The 17,140-nt window shown below is 32.7% G+C and carries 13 protein-coding genes; 11 read left to right on the forward strand and 2 right to left on the reverse strand.

Features of this window, described 5'->3' with window-relative positions:
• Positions 1-290: 290 nt before the first annotated feature.
• The 5 genes from N4T77_RS15485 to N4T77_RS15505 all read left to right on the forward strand — a co-directional run bounded on the left by N4T77_RS15485 (position 291) and on the right by N4T77_RS15505 (position 4,520).
• Complete coding sequence (locus N4T77_RS15485; RefSeq protein WP_261672737.1) at positions 291-1,028, forward strand: DUF6448 family protein; 738 nt, start codon at positions 291-293, stop codon at positions 1,026-1,028.
• Between the two features lie 148 nt (positions 1,029-1,176).
• Positions 1,177-1,920 carry a class B sortase gene (srtB, locus tag N4T77_RS15490; protein WP_261672738.1) on the forward strand — a complete coding sequence of 248 codons (744 nt, stop codon included), beginning with the start codon at positions 1,177-1,179 and terminating at the stop codon, positions 1,918-1,920.
• Between the two features lie 135 nt (positions 1,921-2,055).
• Positions 2,056-2,760: a response regulator transcription factor gene (locus N4T77_RS15495; RefSeq protein WP_261672739.1), complete on the forward strand. Its 705-nt coding sequence runs from the start codon at positions 2,056-2,058 to the stop codon at positions 2,758-2,760.
• Entirely contained in the window at positions 2,741-4,195 is a 1,455-nt protein-coding gene (locus tag N4T77_RS15500; RefSeq protein ID WP_261672740.1) for a cell wall metabolism sensor histidine kinase WalK, read from the forward strand. The genes N4T77_RS15495 and N4T77_RS15500 overlap by 20 nt, the downstream gene beginning before the upstream one ends.
• A gap of 88 nt (positions 4,196-4,283) precedes the next feature.
• Entirely contained in the window at positions 4,284-4,520 is a 237-nt protein-coding gene (locus N4T77_RS15505) for a DUF6448 family protein (RefSeq protein WP_261672741.1), read from the forward strand.
• Between the two features lie 112 nt (positions 4,521-4,632).
• On the opposite strand, the gene N4T77_RS15510 is transcribed toward N4T77_RS15505, so the two are convergent.
• Positions 4,633-7,671 carry a vitamin B12-dependent ribonucleotide reductase gene (locus N4T77_RS15510; protein WP_261672742.1) on the reverse strand — a complete coding sequence of 1,013 codons (3,039 nt, stop codon included), beginning with the start codon at positions 7,669-7,671 and terminating at the stop codon, positions 4,633-4,635.
• A 351-nt stretch (positions 7,672-8,022) separates the two neighbouring features.
• On the opposite strand from N4T77_RS15510, the gene N4T77_RS15515 reads away from it, so the two are divergent.
• Positions 8,023-9,387: an APC family permease gene (locus N4T77_RS15515; protein WP_261672743.1), complete on the forward strand. Its 1,365-nt coding sequence runs from the start codon at positions 8,023-8,025 to the stop codon at positions 9,385-9,387.
• 86 nt (positions 9,388-9,473) lie between these two features.
• Here N4T77_RS15515 and N4T77_RS15520 read toward each other — a convergent pair whose 3' ends face one another.
• Complete coding sequence (locus N4T77_RS15520; protein WP_261672744.1) at positions 9,474-10,547, reverse strand: FIST signal transduction protein; 1,074 nt, start codon at positions 10,545-10,547, stop codon at positions 9,474-9,476.
• Between the two features lie 219 nt (positions 10,548-10,766).
• Here N4T77_RS15520 and N4T77_RS15525 point away from each other — a divergent pair, with 219 nt between their 5' ends.
• From N4T77_RS15525 to N4T77_RS15545, 5 genes are all read left to right on the forward strand, one after another.
• Positions 10,767-11,270: a gamma carbonic anhydrase family protein gene (locus tag N4T77_RS15525; protein WP_261672745.1), complete on the forward strand. Its 504-nt coding sequence runs from the start codon at positions 10,767-10,769 to the stop codon at positions 11,268-11,270.
• 148 nt (positions 11,271-11,418) lie between these two features.
• Positions 11,419-12,690 carry a M14 family metallopeptidase gene (locus N4T77_RS15530; protein ID WP_261672746.1) on the forward strand — a complete coding sequence of 424 codons (1,272 nt, stop codon included), beginning with the start codon at positions 11,419-11,421 and terminating at the stop codon, positions 12,688-12,690.
• A gap of 181 nt (positions 12,691-12,871) precedes the next feature.
• Positions 12,872-13,741, forward strand: a complete 870-nt coding sequence (locus tag N4T77_RS15535; protein ID WP_261672747.1) for a S1 RNA-binding domain-containing protein — start codon at positions 12,872-12,874, stop codon at positions 13,739-13,741.
• Positions 13,742-13,902: 161 nt separating this feature from the next.
• Complete coding sequence (locus tag N4T77_RS15540) at positions 13,903-14,730, forward strand: ComEC/Rec2 family competence protein (RefSeq protein ID WP_261672748.1); 828 nt, start codon at positions 13,903-13,905, stop codon at positions 14,728-14,730.
• 169 nt (positions 14,731-14,899) lie between these two features.
• Positions 14,900-17,104, forward strand: a complete 2,205-nt coding sequence (locus tag N4T77_RS15545; RefSeq protein ID WP_261672749.1) for a methyl-accepting chemotaxis protein — start codon at positions 14,900-14,902, stop codon at positions 17,102-17,104.
• Positions 17,105-17,140: the final 36 nt, after the last annotated feature.

Below are 17,140 nucleotides of genomic sequence, written 5' to 3' on the forward strand. Positions count from 1 at the left end.
TCTTCTCATCATTTCCTATAAACAACATAACTGTTTCTAAGATTTTATGTAATGCAGTACATTTCAAATAGTAGATACGTATGATAATTGAAATGTCACCTAAAAAGTTGGTCGTTTTTATAATTAAATCCGAAAAAAGAGCCAGTGATTAAGATTTGTTTGTTAATAATACATGGACAAAAAAGTTCACAAATAGTCCCTATGTAGTTCAAATTTGCTCCATAAAATAAAAACATACCCAACGAGATATTAACGTAATAACCTAGTATATTTTAAGGAGGAAATTTTTTATGAAAACAGGAACAAAAGCAGCTAAGTTTATTGGAAGGTCTTTAATGGCTCTTTCCATTGTTGCAGCATTGCCTGTAATGGCAAGCGCTCATTGTGATACTATGGAGGGACCTACTATTTCAGATGCAAAAAAGGCGTTGGAGAGTAATAACGTTAATTATGCATTAAAATGGGTTCAACCGGAAAATGAAAAAGAAATAACACAGGTGTTTGAACAAGCTATAAAAGCTAAGGAAGTAAGTGCTGAAGCAAAGGATCTTGCTGATAAGAAGTTCTTTGAAGAGCTAGTGAAAGTTCACAGAGCAGGAGAAGGTGCTCCTTTCACAGGTGTGAAACCTGTAGGGACTCCTATTGATGAAAAGGTAGCGGCAGCAGATAAAGCTATTGAAATTGGAAACTTATCGCCATTAGAAGGTATGGTACCTGAGGAAAAAATGCCCGAACTAATAGAGAGATTTGAAGAGGTAATGGCTTTAAAGAATTTTGATGTAAACAATGTTGATGCTGGAAGAGAATATATAGAAGCTTATGTAAGTTTCTTTAAATTTGCTGAAGGTGAAGAAGAAGGACATGCTGCTCATGGTGAAGCTAAAGAGAGTGCACATGCTGAAGCTGGAGAAAGCCAAAAAGTTAGCAATCCGAAAACTGCAGATATGGGAACAATACCATTTGTTGCTACCTCAGCAGTAACAGGGCTTGCAACTCTTGCTCTAGGATTAAAGAAAAAATCTAAATAAACATAACTGTATCAATTACATGAACCTATTCTAGTAGGATTTTGAAAACATAATCCTAATAAGTACTATAATATTTCCTTCCTCGATGTTTATTCGGTGAGGGAAATTTTTTTATAACTAGTAATACACAATAATAAGAGGTAAGGTTATGAATTTAAAATTAAAAATTTTTAAAAGAATACTTTTCATTACGCTGCTTATAGTATTTAGTTATTCTGCTATTATGACAGGGTATAGATTGGTAGATAAATACCGTAATGATAAATTAAATAAAAGCATAACTACAATTTATAATGAAAGCAAAGTAAGTAAGAATGAGGATAAAGGTCAACAGTTTATGGAGCCTCTTTTAAAAGTTAACAAAGATGCTGTAGGATGGCTTAATATAAATAACACTAGAATTAACTATCCTGTAGTTCAGGGTAAGGATAATGAGTATTACCTTAATCATAATTTTGAAAAAGAATCCAGTAATTATGGAAGTATTTTTGTGGATTACCGTAACAAGAATCTTGAAAACTTTGTTAACGGTGAAAAAAATATAATTATATATGGTCATCATATGAAAGATGGAACAATGTTTGGTGATTTAAAGCTGTATAAAGATGAAAAATTCTTTAAGGACAATCAGATTATCACCTTTAACATATTAGGTGAACAATATAAATGGCAGGTTTTTTCTGCCTACGTAACAGGCACAGATTTTAATTACATAAAAACTGATTTTAAAGATGATGTTGAGGTCAATGAATTTATAAAGAGTATAAAAGAGAAATCTTTGTATGTAAATGACACAACTCTAAATTCAAAGGATGTAATTCTTACATTGTCAACTTGCAGTTATGAGTTCGAAAATGCTAGATTTGTAGTACATTTCAAGTTGATTAAATAGGTTGAAACTAAACTGTAACATAAGTTACAGATATTTTTATGGAATATGATATTATAGTAAAGATAACAGATTGAAACTGTTATAGCAGTTAATCGTATAGAGAATAAAACATATATTTAATCGTGGAGGTTTTATATGGAAAATAAAAAAGTTCTTGTTGTAGATGATGAAGAAAATGTATCAGAACTTCTTAAGCTATACTTAGAGGCAGAGGGATTTGTAGTAGAGACAGCAGGTGATGGGTTAAAGGCTCTAGAGTTAGCTGGGAAATTCAAACCAGATTTAATTATATTAGATATTATGCTTCCTCTTAAGGATGGATGGCAGGTGGCTAAAGAACTAAGAAAAGATATGGATACACCTATAATAATGCTTTCTGCAAAGGGAGAAGAATCAGATAAAATTCTTGGACTTAATTTAGGTGGTGATGATTATGTAACCAAGCCTTTTTCACCAGGGGAAGTAGCAGCAAGAGTTAAGGCTATTTTAAGAAGAGTGAGGAACGAGGAACAAGAAAAAGATATTTTGAACTTTCCATATCTTATAATTGACTTTTCTAAATATGAAATTATTATTAATGGGGTTAAAATAGTAAGCACTCCAAAAGAAGTTGAAATGCTATGGTTATTGGCAAGCAATGTTGGTAGAGTTTTTACAAGAGATCAGCTACTAAATAAAATTTGGGGTTATGATTACCTAGGTGATTCACGAACTGTTGATACTCATGTAAAAAGGTTACGTCGAAAAATGGAAAACAATCATCCATACACCTATATACAAACAGTTTGGGGAGTAGGGTATAAATTTGAGGTAGTGAAAAATGAAGAGAAATCTATTTAGTAAACTTTTTTTAACTTATCTTTTATTAATATTACTTGCTATTGGAATAGTAAGTTCACTATTTTATATTTTCTTTAATAACTATTACTATGGAATTAGAGAACAACAGCTTCTTACTCAAGGGAAAGAAATATCCAAAGTTGTAAGTACTAACATAAAAAATAAGGATTTTGCTCAAATGGATGAGACAATAAAGGTTTATAATAAAATCAATGTTTCACGTATGTGGATTGTTAACAAAGAAGGAAATATTATTAGTGGTCCAAGTAAGATTGATAATCCTGATAATGAATGTCCGGAAAGTGAGGAGATAAGAAGAGCACTTAATGGAGAAATAGTTATAAATCGTGGGAATATAAGATATTCAGCTGACCCAGTTCTGTCTGTAGCTTTGCCGATATATGTTGAAGGTAATATAGGAGGAGCGGTGTTTGTTTGTAATCCACTTTCAGACATTAATAATAGCATTTCTCAAGCTCTAAAAATTGTGATTCTTGCTGGTGTTATAGCAGTTATTGTTTTAGCTTCAGTAAGTTTTTTTATATCAAGAAACATTACAAAACCTATTAAAGAAATAACAGAAATATCTTTGGAAATGGCTAAAGGCAATTTTACTCAGAGAGTTAAATTTACTTCTAATGACGAAATAGGAAAATTAGCTGAAACATTTAACTATATGACAGTAAAGCTAGATAAAACCTTAAGAGACTTAGAACATGAAAAAGATAAAATGATTGAAATGGAAAGGATGCAAAGAGAGTTTGTAGCAAATGCATCTCATGAACTTCGCACTCCCCTTACTTCAGTGAGAGGATATATTGAGGCAATTCTTGATGGAGTTATAAATAAAAAAGAACAGGAAAAGAAATATCTCAGAATTGTTCTTAAAGAAACATTAAGATTACACAGGCTAGTAAATAGTCTTTTAGATTTATCTAGGATGGAAGCTGGACATGTTAAGATAAATAAAAGACAGTTGTCTATTAATGAGGTTATTGAAAAAGCTGTTAATAGATTAAAACCATTAGCTGAGGAAAATGATCTTTCTTTAGAACTAGAGAAATCAGCGGATTTACCTAAAGTAATAGGAGATGAAGATTTAATAGAACAAGTAATTATTAATTATGTTACAAATGCTGTAAGATTTACTCCAAAGAGCGGAAGAATATTAGTTAAGTCAGATATAAGTGACGGTAAGGTTAATGTACATGTTATAGACACAGGTATAGGAATTTCTCCGGAAGAATTACCTAATGTTTGGAAAAGGTTTTATAAAATTAATGATGCAAGACCTTTATCTAAAGAAGGGTCAGGTTTAGGACTATCTTTAGTAAAAGAACTAATGGAACTTTTAGGAGGTAGGGCATGGGCAGAAAGTTTCCCAGGAAAAGGTTCTATTTTTAGTTTTAGTTTACCTGTTAAAGAAAGGCAGTGAACGAAAAAGTTCACAAATAGTCCCTATATAGTCCAAAATAAATCTTTAAAATAAAATCATACTTAATCAAGTGCAAAACTAAAGCTTTGTGCTAAGGATTAAATTATATTTTTATGAAGGTTTAAGGCCAGTAAGAACTCCTATAGATGAAGTAGTATTGGCAGCAGATAAAGCTATTGAAGTTGGAAACTTATCTTCATTGGAAGGAATGGTACCTGAAGAAAGAATGCCCAAATTAATAGAGAGATTTGAAGAGGTAATGGCTTTAAAGAATTTTGATGTAAACAATGTTGATGCTGGAGATTTACAAAAAACCACTACTTAACTTTATATTTTTAAGTAGTGATTTTTTATTGAATCATTTGAATATTAATGGATAAATATTCTCTTTTTAGTAAAGCTTCTAATTGTATCAGTAAAGGCTAATGCTTTTCCTCCTAACTGCAGCCAGTAGTAGATCCACAGTCCAAGCATACCATGCAGGTTCCGTTTCTCACCATTCTAGTGCTGGAGCAGGTAGAGCAAGTAGAACCATAAACTCTTTCGCCATCTACCTTTTTAGTTTTAACCTCGCCGTCCTTGGAAGTTAAAGAATCTACTGCAGCCTCAGTATTTGAACCTATTGTATCTTCATTATAATTTTCAGGCTTAACCTGACACCTTGAGAAATCTCCAAGCTCAATGTCAATAACCTTACTTATTAAATCTGAAATAGATGATACATATTTTATATAAGGGTGCTTTTGTACAAAGCCATAAGGCTCATATTTTTGTCCTCTTAACATTCTAGCTATATCTTGAGGAGCTACATGATATTGAAGCATTACAGAAATTGACTTGGATAGTGAATTTAGAAGTCCTGTAATTATTGTACCTTCTCTATCCGTTGTTATATATATTTCTGATATTTCACCATTTTGGCGTCTATTCACTGTAGTATAAATCTTAACATCATCAATTTGAGCAGGATGAGTAGTACCCTGACGAATGCCTACAGGTTTATCCCGTCTTGAATACTTTACTCCCTTTTGCAGCTCTCTAGTTTTAGCAAGAAGCTGCTGATAAGTTAGATTCTCAAGTTTTGTATCATTGTTATCTCCTAAGCTGGTATTTAAAGGTTGAGCTGCCTTGGAGGAGTCTCTATATAAGGTTATTCCCTTTACCCCATGCTTCCAGGAAGATAAAATTACTTTTTTAAAGTCTTCTACTGTTGCAGTTTTAGGTAGGTTTACAGTTTTAGATATAGCACCAGATATTAATGGTGTTATTGCTGCTACCATAAGCACATGACCCATTGGTGCTATGTATCTTTCACCACTTCCACAACGATTTGATGTATCAAATATAGGAAGATGTTCTTCTTTTAAATGGGGAGCACCCTCTATTTTGCCATCTAAAATCTTTTCATAACTAAACCCATTTTCATTTACTGTTTCCTTTTCAAGAACGTAATTCAAAATGTCTTCTATTTGATCTTTAGTGTAGCCAAGCTTCTTTAGGGCTATAGTTATAACAGGATTTATAATTGTCATAAATCCACCGCCAGAAAGCTTCTTATATACGATATGGCTGAAAAATGGCTCTATAGATGTAGCACCGCAGTCCATAGCAAAGGATATAGTTCCTGTTGGAGCTATAACAGAAACTTGAGCGTTTCTAAATCCAGCTTCACTACCGGATTGAAGAGCCTTAACCCAAGAGTCTTTTAAAGCGGAACTTATATAATTCAATCCTTCTCTATTTAAGTTCTCATGGTCAACCTTTGTAGGTTCGTAGTTTAAACCTTCAAATTCAGGGTTAAACCTAGCGTCCTTAGCCTTACTTAGGAAATCTAAGTTAACTCCAGCTGCTCTAGCATGATTTCTTATAACTCTCATCATGTGAGGCTTATTTATCTCGAATTTTGCAAAGGAGCCCACTTCTTTAGCCATAAGTGAGGATACATAGTAAGAATAACCGGTAAGAGTACCAATTAAAGCTGCAGCCAAAGTTCTAGCTTCCTCTGAGTCATAAGGGTAGCCCATAACCATGAATAAGGAAGCTATATTAGCAACTCCAAGTCCTGTTGCTCTAAACAGGTAGGTTTTTCTTGCAATATCAGCAGTCGGGAACTGCCCCCAGTGAATTGATGCTTCAAGAATTAACTGAGTAAGACCTATAACATGTAGGTATCCTTCTATATCAAATTTATTAGTATTTACATCATAAAATTTATATATGTTAATAGAAGCTAAGTTACAGGAGGAGTCATCTAAAAAGGCATATTCTCCACAAGGATTTGTAGAGTTAATTTTGTTATAATCTGCATTTACAACACCATCCTCTCCCGCTGGACAAGTATGCCAAGCATTAAAGGTATCATCAAACTGTGGAGCAGGGTCAGCACAGTTCCAAGCAGAGGAGTTAAAAGCTTCCCATATATCAGAAACCTTAGCAGTTTTATTTACCTTTGAATCAACTCTTCCTTTTAGATCTATTGTTTCATCGGATTTTTTTTCTAAGTCCTCAACCTTTTTCATAAAGTAATCTGAAAATCTTATAGAATTATTGCTGTTTTGTCCTGATACAGTTTCATATGCTTCTCCGTCTATATCAATATCATACCCCATCTTTCCAAGGGCTCTTACTTTATTTTCTTCTTTTGCTTTCCAGGTTATAAAATCCATGATCTCAGGATGATCTACATCAAGGCATACCATTTTTGCAGCTCTTCTTGTAGTACCACCAGACTTTATAGCTCCTGCATTTCTATCAAGACCTTTTAAGAAACTCATAAGTCCTGAAGATACACCGCCGCCGGAAAGTTTTTCACCTTTTCCTCTTATACGAGAAAAGTTAGTACCAGTACCAGAACCGCCTTTAAAAAGCTTTGTTTCTGTTACATACTGCTCCGATATGGAATGAGGACCTAGAAGCTTATCCTCAATAGATAATATGAAGCAAGCTGAGGCTTGAGTTCTTGAATAGTTATCCGAACTTTCTACTACCTTTCCTTCCTTTTCATCAAAATAAAAATGACCTTGTTTAGTACCTTTTATACCATAGGATTGAGCAAGACCAGTGTTAAACCACTGAGGAGAATTAGGTGCATACATTTGGTTCAATAAAGTATAAACGGCTTCATCGTAAAAAATGGATGCTTCTTCTTCTGTTTTAATTATTGCCTCATCCTTTAGTGACTGACACCAAAAATTAACCATTCTATCTGCTATAGATCTCATACTGTTCTCATAGCCAGTTTCACTTGGAACTCCAGCCTTTCTGAAGTATTTTGAAGCTATAATATCGCAGGCATTTTGAGAATAATTTTCTGGAAACTCCAATTCTTTCATATCAACTAATACTTTATCTGTTTTATGGTCTTTTAAAAATACATCAACCTTTTTCCACTTAAACAAATCGTAAACTGTTTTATCACTATGTATTTCTAGTTCTTTTGTATAATATCTTTTAAATAAACTCTTTATAGAATCCAATAGAAGTCTACCTCCCTGTATGTAAGTATTTACAACAATCACTATATATAGTAGTGTAGTTAATTTCTGCACACTATATATAGTGTCTTTATTATTATAAAGCAGATTTAACAGAAATTCAATGAGAACTACTAATATACATTTTGAATATAGGCTTTAGAAATTATACGGCTTTTGATAAAAAATGTAAAAGGTATATTTACGACTTTATAAGGGAAATATTTTAATGTAATAATTAGAGGAAAAATCCTGTATTGTTTTGTAACAAAATGTAGAAAGATTATTGATTCACTTAATGTGCTATGATAAAGTGACAACGTTGTTTGATTTTATACAAAGAGGAGGATTCAAATGCAAAAAGAGGCAGGTTTAAAGAAAGAGATGGGACTTCTAGTGGCCACTACTCTGGTAGCAGGAAACATGATAGGTTCCGGCATATTTATGCTTCCAGCAACCTTAGCTAATGCAGCTGGTCCAGGTTCTACTCTTTTGGCTTGGGCACTTACAGGGATAGGTTCTATATTTTTAGCACTTTCCTTTGGTAATTTAGGATCTAAAATACCTAAGACAGGAGGGCCTTATGAGTATTCAAAAATGGCTCTTGGCGGTTTTATGGGCTTTTTAAATGCATGGCTTTATTGGACAGCTTCTTGGATTGGTAATGCTGCAATAATTACCTCTATTGCAAGCTATACGGCGACGGTGATTCCTGCTATACATAATAATGGTCTCTATGCATTTTTATATACAAGTGGTATCTTATGGATATTTACAATATTAAATATTGTAGGAGTTAAGCAAGCATCTTTTTTTCAAACAGTTATAACCATATTTAAGCTATTTTTATTTATGTTTTTCGTCGGTGTTTCTGCTTATCATTTTAATCCAGAGTTTTTAACACCGGCATTTCCAGAAGGGAAAGGAATAAGTACCCTTCCAGCAGCAGCAGCGGCAACTTTATGGGCATTTACAGGCTTTGAAACTGCCACAGTGACAGCAGGTGAGATAAAAAATCCTGAGAGAAACATAAAATTAAGTACGATTTTAGGAATTTCTATTGCTGTTATAACCTATATGCTAATAAGTTTCTTTGCTATGGGAGCTATGCCTCAAGAAACTTTAGCAAAGAGTACTTCGCCAATAATTGATATATTAGCTCAATATTTTGGAAATGGTATTACCAAAGCTTTATTATTAGCTTCTATAGTAAGTGTACTTGGTTCCGTTGTAGGCTGGCTTTTAACAACAGCGAGGATGTCCTATGCAGCTGGAGTAGACAGAGTTTTTCCAGAGATATTTGCTAAAGTTCACCCAAAGTACAAAACACCCCATGTTTCATTAATAATAAATGCAGTGCTTACAAATATACTTTTATTAATGAACTATACGCAGTCATTACTTTCTGCTTTTAATTTCATGATTTTATTAGCAACTTTATCCTATCTTCCAGTGTATGCAAGTACTGCTGCAGCGGAGATAATTCTTCTGGTAAAAAGGGAAAAAGGCTTTAATGTTTGGAAGTTCATAAAAAGTTCTATTGTACCCCTAATAGGGTTTACTTATTCAGTATGGGCTATTTATGGTTCCGGTGCAGAAACAGTATTGTATGGTTTCTTGCTTATGTTATTTGGAGTTCCTTTCTACCTATATATGAGACTAAAGGATGAAGAGGGACTTAAGGATGTAAGAAATTTTAACAATGAAAATGTAGCATAATTTGTAAGTAACATTTATGATATAAACCTAAAATAGAAATCTATAAAGGCTAGATGAATTTATTTTTCATCTAGCCTTTTAAATCTTTAAATTGAAAGAAGTCCTAATATAGTAGATTTATTATGAATTACTAATTGACCATTATTACTAGAGGAGATTTCACCTATGGACAAGGCTCCTTGAACAGTGTATTTAAATTTGCTTTGAATATTTGTGAGCTCTTCTTCAAAACGCTCCTCCAAAAACATTGCACGGGAAATACAGTCGAATAGTAGAGGAATATATTTTTCAGGTGCATTTGAAGCACAATTTGTTGCAATGTCTAGTGAGGAACTTAAAAGTGAATTAACATCTCCCTTAAGTATGTATAAGTCACTATCTTCAGGTATATCTGCCACACAAATAATTTCATTATCTTCATTTAAGGCTATAGGATCTCTTACAACTAGGTTAGTTTGTCCTCTTTTTACAATTCCAAAGGGGTGGTCCTTAGCGTAAATGAAGAAGTCTGATTTATAAAGAGTAATTTTTTCTTCATCTTCAATTATATCTCTATATACATCGAAGGCATTATAACTATCTAATTTGCAAAGTACATTAGATCTAGATTCGGTTATGTGAAAAGGTCCTTCAAGCTTATTCCAACCATGATTTACTGCAATTTTAACTGGGGATTTTATAATACAAACGTAAAGTACATCTTGAAAGATTCCTTTATTAGTGAATATACAAGGTCTTTGTGTTAAATCATAGTATCCAGCTCCACCACCAATATAACTAACATTATTCCCCAATTTGTTATAAACAGTATCTGTTAGGTCCTTCATTTGACTTGATAAACCGTCTACTAAAACTAATGCCGTGCAATCTTTTAAAGTATTCACATCTAATTTAAATCTCATTAAATAAGGAAGTACTATAGAAGAATAGAGAGGTTCATATTTCTCAACGACAAAACCACTCTGTAAGCTTTTGTCTCCAACGAGAAGTCTTGGATATATGCCTCCAAAAAAGTTTATCTCTTCTTCATTTAGGTATTCTATTAATTCATTTACGTGAATTGATGATTTTTCAGCAGTTAGTATCATTAGCTCTTCACCAGGCATTACAGATAAGTCTTTCACATACTTTTTTAGTTCATCTAACGATTTTAAATACAAGATATAACCCCTCCGATTTTAATATTTATTTTATAAATGCTAGCATAACTTCCTAGTTTTTATTTTTAGTATTTTTACCAAAGTATACTAGTAAGTTATCATAAAAGCAGTATATAATCAATTACTATTGGTTTTATTTCACATAAAAATTAGTTATAATTTTAATAGTAGGTATAAAGTTTAGTTATTAATTTAATTTGGTTGAAAGGTGGGAAAGATATGATACGTAACTTTAAGGAAAATAAACCAGAAGTACATGAAAGCTCTTTTGTAGCAGATACTGCAGAGGTTATAGGAAAGGTTACTCTAGAAGCAGATGCTAGTGTTTGGTTTGGAGCAGTAGTAAGAGGTGACAGCAATTCTATTTATATAGGAAAGGGCTCCAACATACAGGATAACAGCACTGTTCATGCTAATATAAAAGGTACTCCTACAGTGGTAGGAGAATATGTAACTGTAGGACATAACGTAATTTTACACGGATGCAAAATCGGTAATTTTTCATTGATAGGTATGGGATCTATAATATTAGATGGAGCTGAGATAGGCGAAGAAGTTATGATTGGAGCAGGAAGTTTGGTAACTGCAAATAAAAAGATTCCTTCAGGAGTTTTATGTATGGGATCACCAGCTAAAGTTATTCGTGAACTTACTGAAGAGGAAAGAATGTCTATTAGAGAAGCAGCACAGCATTATATAGATGAAGCTAAAGAGTATAAGTAAAATAGTTTTAACTTAAAGTAAGCAGTTAGAACCCAGAGTTCTAACTGTTTTTTATTTAAAATAATTAGGGATTTTGTACTCAGATAGTCACCTAAATGTAAGTATTAGTATAACATAATATTGATAATTAATTTTTAGGTGGTTTATTATGCCGGTTTATAGATTAGGTTCTAGAGGAACAGAAGTAATGGAAATACAAGCAGTTTTAAGTAAGATTGGCTATAATCCAGGACCAATTGATGGGGTATATGGAAGGCAAACGGAAGAAGCGGTAAGGCAGTTTCAAAGGGATAATGGTTTAACTGCTGATGGGATTGTAGGCCCGGCTACTTATAATGCTTTAGAGAGATTTATGCTTGGATATGATGTTTATACTATAAGACCTGGAGATACTTTGTATGATATTGCTAGAAGGTACTATACTCAGGTATATAAAATAATAGTAGCAAACCCAGGTATAGAGCCCTTTGCTCTTATTCTAGGCAGTACTATTATTGTTCCCTATGGTATTGATGTGGTAGATACAAACATTAATTATACCTATGAGGTTTTAAGAAAAGATTTAGATGGACTTAAGGCTAGGTATCCATTTATCACTGTTGGAGTTGCAGGAAAAAGCGTACTTGGAAGAAACCTTTATTATATAAGACTTGGTACAGGACCAAATCAGGTTTTCTATAATGGGTCTCACCATGCATTAGAGTGGATTACTACTCCTCTATTAATGAAGTTTACAGAAAACTTTGCTAAGGCTTATTCAGAAGGTCGTAGTATAGGCGGATACAACATAGCAGATATATGGAACAGAAGTAGTATATATATAATGCCAATGGTAAATCCAGATGGAATTGACTTGGTGCTGAACGGCTTAAAGAGAAGTAATCCTTTCTATAATGATTTGATAAAGTGGAATAAAGGCAGCACAGATTTTTCACAAAATTGGCAGGCAAATACAAGAGGAGTAGATTTAAATCATAATTATAATGCATCCTGGGAGTTATCAAAGCAGGCAGAGGCAAGTTATGGTGTATTTGGACCGGGGCCTACCAGATATTCTGGTCCTTTCCCTGAATCTGAACCAGAAACTAAAACTGTAGTAAACTTTACAAGAAGTCATAATTTTAGATTGGTACTTGCATACCACAGCCAGGGAGAGGTTATATACTGGCAGTATGGGGCACTTACTCCTCCTGAAGCTAGAAGAATAGGAAATCTATTCTCACAGGTAAGCGGCTATGCCCTATCAGAAACAACAGGGATAACCTCTTATTCAGGATATAAGGATTGGTTTATTCAAGAGTATAGAAGACCAGGGTATACTATAGAAGTGGGCAGAGGAAGAAATCCACTTCCAATAAGTCAGTTTAATAAGATTTACAGAGATAATGAGGAGTTACTACTGTTAGCAGCAGTAATTTAGAGGTTAGAACTCTTTTAATATTTATTTTTAACTAGCCGGCATTATTTTGCCGGCTTTTTGTGCTAGATTTGATTTGAAATTTCTATTTTAAGGTTTATAAACTATAGTAACTATGGTAATAATAGTATATAATAAGGAGCGGTAATTACGATAATGGTGAAATGTAAGGAGTGAAAACTAAATGATAAACATAGGAGAATTTAATACTGTAAAAGTATCTAGAAGAACAGACTTTGGATACTATTTAGATGCTGGTACTGGAAGACTTGGTGACGATGTACTTTTACCCAACAAAAGTGCGTTAGGTAGGGACTTACAAGAAGGAGAAGAAGTTAGAGCATTTATATATAGAGATTCAAAGGATAGAATAATAGCAACCTTAGGAGAGCCTCTAGCTCAAGTTGGAGATATAGCTTATTTAAAGGTAGCAGCTAAGAGTAAGATTGGTTCCTTTGTAAGCATTGGGTTAGAAAGAGATGTTCTTATTCCTTTTAAAGAGCAGAAATATGACATAGAGGTTGAAAATAGTTATCTGTTTTACATATACCTAGATAAAACTGGAAGAATAGCTGCAACCACGGATATTGATAGATATTTAGATACTCTAGATACAGAAGATCCAGAAGCTATACAAAAGAATAAATACAGGGTTGGAGATGAAGTTACAGGTGTAGTCTATGGCTTTCAAACAAACGGTAGTGCAATGATAGCTGTAGATAGAAGTTATAAAGGAGTTATACTAGTTAATGAATACTTTTCAGAGCTAAAAGAAGGCCATGAATTAAAATTAAGAGTAAAAAAGATATACGACGATGGAAGGCTTGGTCTTACTCCTAGAAAAAGAGCTGTAGAGGAAAGAACAGAGCTTCAAGAGCAGATATTAAATTATTTGAAGAAGAATGGTGGATTTATGACTTTTAATGATAAAAGCTCTCCAGAGGATATAAAGAGGGTATTCCATCAAAGTAAAAACTACTTTAAAAATGCATTAGGTGGACTAATGAAACAAGGATTAATTGTACAGGATGAAGAAGGAACTAGATTAAAGTAGTAAAAAATATATAACTTAGGCAAGATACAGCAGCAACATACACCATTCTTTTAGTGAGATAGATTACTTAAAATTGAATGGTTAGATGGAAAATTTTAAAAAGGATATAAGTTCTATATAATACAGAAAATAAATGTAATAGACTTTCTGGAGGTGAAAAAATGAGAAGGAAAGCAATTACATTTATTTTTTTTATTGTAATATTATTCACCGGCAGTACTGCCTTTGCAGGTCACCACGAATGTGAAGTGCATTTTATAGATACTGGGCAAAGTGACTGTATTTTAATAAGAAGTCCCAATAAAAATTATTTGATAGATACAGGTGCACCTTACTATAAAAATAGGGTAATAGAGTATCTAAACAAAAATGAAATAAATCATATTGAAGCAATTATACTTACCCATTATCATGATGATCATTATGGTGGATTGTTAAAAATAGTAGAAAGCAAAAAGGTAGCTAAGGTTTTTCTTCCTGTTCACCAAAATGAAATGCAATATGATTTGTATAAGAGCTTAGTGGAAAAAGGGATAAAGGTAAAATATATAAGTAGAGACTTTAAACTAAAACAGGGTAAGGTTAACTTAAAAGCTATTGCACCTTTTAGGGAAGATAAAAAAATAGAGAATAATAATTCTTTAGTACTACAGGGACAAATAGATGGTATAAAGTATTTATTTGCAGCAGATTGTGAAAAGGCAGAGGAAGAAGATATGATTAACAGCGGAGAGCTTAAAGAGTGTGACGTTTTAAAAGTACCTCATCATTCTTTAAATACCAGCAGTACTGATAAGTTTTTAAATAAAGTAAAGGCAAAAATTGCAGTAGTTACCTGCAATGGTGTAGGAACTCCTGATTTGAAGATTTTAAAAAGAATAAATAGCAAGGGTACTACCATATTTAGAACAGATTTTCATGGAAATGTAGTTGTAAAAAATGGACTTATAAGAGGCTCAAAGGATGGAATTAATGTGAGAATTGAATAAGTACAGTGGCCACCTACATAGCAAAATTAAAATCTATTTTGTTAAGTAGGTGGCAGTTTACAGTTATTTCGTATTTTCCATAAGAATATATTGCTATTGCATAAATTGTCTAATAAAATAGAATAGTGTCTAAAAAAGCATATTGCAACTTTATCAGGGGGAACAAAGGATGAAACTAAAAGGTTTTCTAGGAAAAAATATTCGAAACAAAATTATAGCGGCTATTGTTACCTGTTCAACTATGGTAGCCATTATAGTTGGAGGAATTAGCATAGTAAAAAGTAGTACAATTATAAAAGACCTAGCTAAAAAAAATCTTTCTTTAGTAGCAGAAAACAAGGAAATAGAGCTTAATGGAACCATTGAAAATGTGGAAAACTCCGTTGAAAACCTAGCAACAACTATAAGTTCTTCTGTTGATATAGAAAGGTTAAATTTAGACATAAACTATGGCAAGGAATATGAAAATAGTATAAAAAACATAGTAAAAGGTTTTGGACAAACTACCAATGGAGCCCAAAGTGTGTATTTTTATATTAACCCGGAGCTTGCCAAAGGGGTATACGGTGCGTGGTTTGTAAAAAAGAAAGGTAATAGTGAATTTAAGGCACAGCAGCTGGAGTCTCTAGAAGAATTTTCACAGGATAACAATGACATGGAGTGGTTCTATAAGCCTATCAAAGAGAAAAAGCCAATATGGATTGATCCTTACGTTGATTCAAAGCTTAACATATCAATGACATCATACATTATTCCAATATATAAGAATAATGTTTTAGTTGGCGTAGTAGGAATAGATATTAACTTTGATTACTTTCAGAAAGAAATAAAATCAACAAGAATATATGACAGCGGATATGTTGCTTTAGTAAATAAAAATTATGATTTTTTGGTAGAGCCACAAATTAGAGAAGTAGAGAAGAGTAGTTTCATTAGTACAATAAAGGCTAAACTCTTAAAGAAAGAGGCAAATAGAGATGTGGATACTGTAACTGAAGCCTCAAAAAATCAAGAGAAGAATAATAATTTTGCTAAAATAGATAATGGAAGCCTAAAATTCTTAACAGAGGAAATTAATAAAAACAAATCAGGAATAGTTGATTATAAGTATCAAAATAATAATAAAATATTAGTTTATACACATCTAGTTAACGGATATATTATGTTAGTAGACGTTCCTCAAAGGGAAGTACTTAAGCAGATGAATATTGTAATTTTACTGGTTATCTTATTTATTATCATTGGTATAGTGACAGCTGTAATAGTTGCTAGAATTGTAGGAAAGGTAATTGCTAATCCCATTATGGAGGTTACAGAACTTATAGATAAAACTGCAAAACTAGATTTAGTTTATGATGAAAGTTTTGAAAAATTGTCTTACAGGAAAGATGAGATAGGAGTAATTGCGAAATCAACAGGGGATATGAGAGCTTTTTTAAGAAATATAGTAGAGACTTTAGTAAATAACTCTTCTAAGGCAGCAGAGTATTCTAATAATTTAGCCTATGCAATGAATGAAACAACTAAATCATCTTCTGAAATATCCTTAGCTACAAATGAGTTAGCACAAGGTGCTTGTAAGCAGTCGCAGACAGCTCAGCAGGGATTATGTAAATTAATGGACCTTGCAGAAGATATTGACAAAGTAGTAAATAGTTCCAATAAGGTAAGAGAGTATGTATATAAAACAGATAATATGACTAAAGAAATGTCAGAGTCCGTTGATAATTTAAAACATAAATTTCAAATCAATAATAATATTACTAAGGGTGTTTCATCCAGCATTGGGTTACTATCAAATAAATCCGGCTCCATAAGTAATGTAGTAAGCACCATAAAATATATTGCAGAACAGACCAATCTGTTAGCTTTAAATGCAGCAATAGAAGCAGCTCGTGCTGGGGAAATGGGGAGAGGATTTTCAGTTGTAGCAGAGGAAATAAGAAAGCTGGCAGAGCAAACCTCCCTATCAACAGAGGACATTGGAAAAATTATAGCTGAAATTCAAAAGGATATAATAGATACTGAAAATAAAATGAATAGGGCTAATATAATTTTAGGAGAATCTAATGAAGCTCTTGAGAATACAAGTGAGTATTTTGAAATAATAGATAAAGAAATAAAAAATATCTTCGGCAAAATAAATTCTCTTGCAGAAAGTATAGAAAAAATAGATGAAAGTAAATGTAAAGTTGTAATCTCTGTTGAGGAAATATCATCAATAACAGAGGAAGCAGTTGCTGCGTCAGAGGAAGTTTTTGCAACTATAGAAAATCAGGGTATAGTAATTAGCAGTGTTTCGGAAACTGCAGAAGAATTAAAAGGTATTGCAGTAGATTTGCAGAGACTTACTGGAGAGTTTAAAATTAAATAAATAACTGCCCTTGTTTCTTTACAAAAGTGGGATGAA

The sequence above is a fragment of the Clostridium sp. CX1 genome (assembly GCF_025398335.1).
In the GTDB taxonomy this organism is placed as follows: Bacteria; Bacillota; Clostridia; order Clostridiales; family Clostridiaceae; genus Clostridium_AM; species Clostridium_AM tanneri.